Here is a 1,085-nt window from a genome sequence, read left to right as displayed (position 1 = left end):
TGGGAGAGTAGGTCACCGCCGGACAACCATTAAACACGGTCGAGAGCCTCCAGACACTTCTCTGGAGGCTCTCCCGCATTTAACCCCCAAACCACAAACAACGCTCCAGCAGCTTTCGGCCGGACGCTACCGCAGATCCGGCAGCTTTCAGCCGGACGCTACCGCAGATCCGGCACCTTGGGAATACCTTTAATTGGCTATCTATTTTGGGCATGAGCATTGTGAGGCTCTACTTGGCAGGCTAGGGTTTGGAACTCCTACCGGCCCACCGGGGCGTAGGGTGCGTGGACCTACCTAGGAGCCCCACGATGAGCCTTGAATCTGACATCGCCCCAGGGAAGATCAGCACCAAGAGACACCGGCTTAGCCGCACGTCATGGCGGCACCGATGGATATCCGTGGCTGCAGCAATGCTGCTCGCGGCCGCCGTCTCGCTCGTCGGTCCGCCCGCGGAGGCCGCCACGCTGACCTTTTCCGCTACGGCCGATGCCGTAGTGAAGCGTGACAGTCCCACCATTAACTTCCGCACGGCAACAGGGCTTAAGTCTGATAGCTCGCCGGTTGAGATGATCTATCTCAAGTTCACGGTAACTGGCACCGCGGGCAGCACCGTGACCGGCGCAAAGCTCAGGCTGTTCGCTACGGATCCATCCAACTCGGGCGGCCAATTCCGACGGGTCCTTAACAACTCCTGGAGTGAAAACACGATCACATTCAACAACGCGCCCGTCGCGGAATCGCCAGTAGTGGCCTCGCGCGGCGCCGTTGGCGACAACACGTTTGTGGAGTTTGATCTCTTCAGCGTGATCAAGAGTGACGGGACGTACTCATTCCGCATCAGCAGCACCTCCTCCGACGGTGTCATCTACAGCTCCAAGGAGACTTCGCTCGCCACCCAGCGGCCCGGATTGACGATCACCACGAACACCACGCCGCCCCCGCCTCCCCCTCCGCCGCCGCCCCCGCCGCCCCCGCCGCCGCCGCCGCCGCCCTGCGCACGTCAAGTTTCTGAGACAGTTTCATCGTTTTATTTCGGTTACGCTGCCAGGGATTCCTGGTCGCGGATCTGGTGGGCTGTGAGGGCT

The 1,085-nt window shown here is 61.2% G+C and carries 1 protein-coding gene; it reads left to right on the top strand.

The features are described from left to right. Nucleotides 1-308: 308 nt before the first annotated feature. Nucleotides 309-1,085 (top strand): CBM96 family carbohydrate-binding protein (locus tag ABIB26_RS23700; protein ID WP_354248660.1); only part of this gene is annotated, 777 nt, incomplete at its 3' end.

This window comes from Arthrobacter sp. UYEF20 (genome assembly GCF_040546335.1).
Taxonomy (GTDB): Bacteria; Actinomycetota; Actinomycetes; order Actinomycetales; family Micrococcaceae; genus Arthrobacter.
The sequence above is the reverse complement of the archived record's forward strand: the minus strand, read 5'-3'. Positions and strand labels throughout refer to the sequence as shown.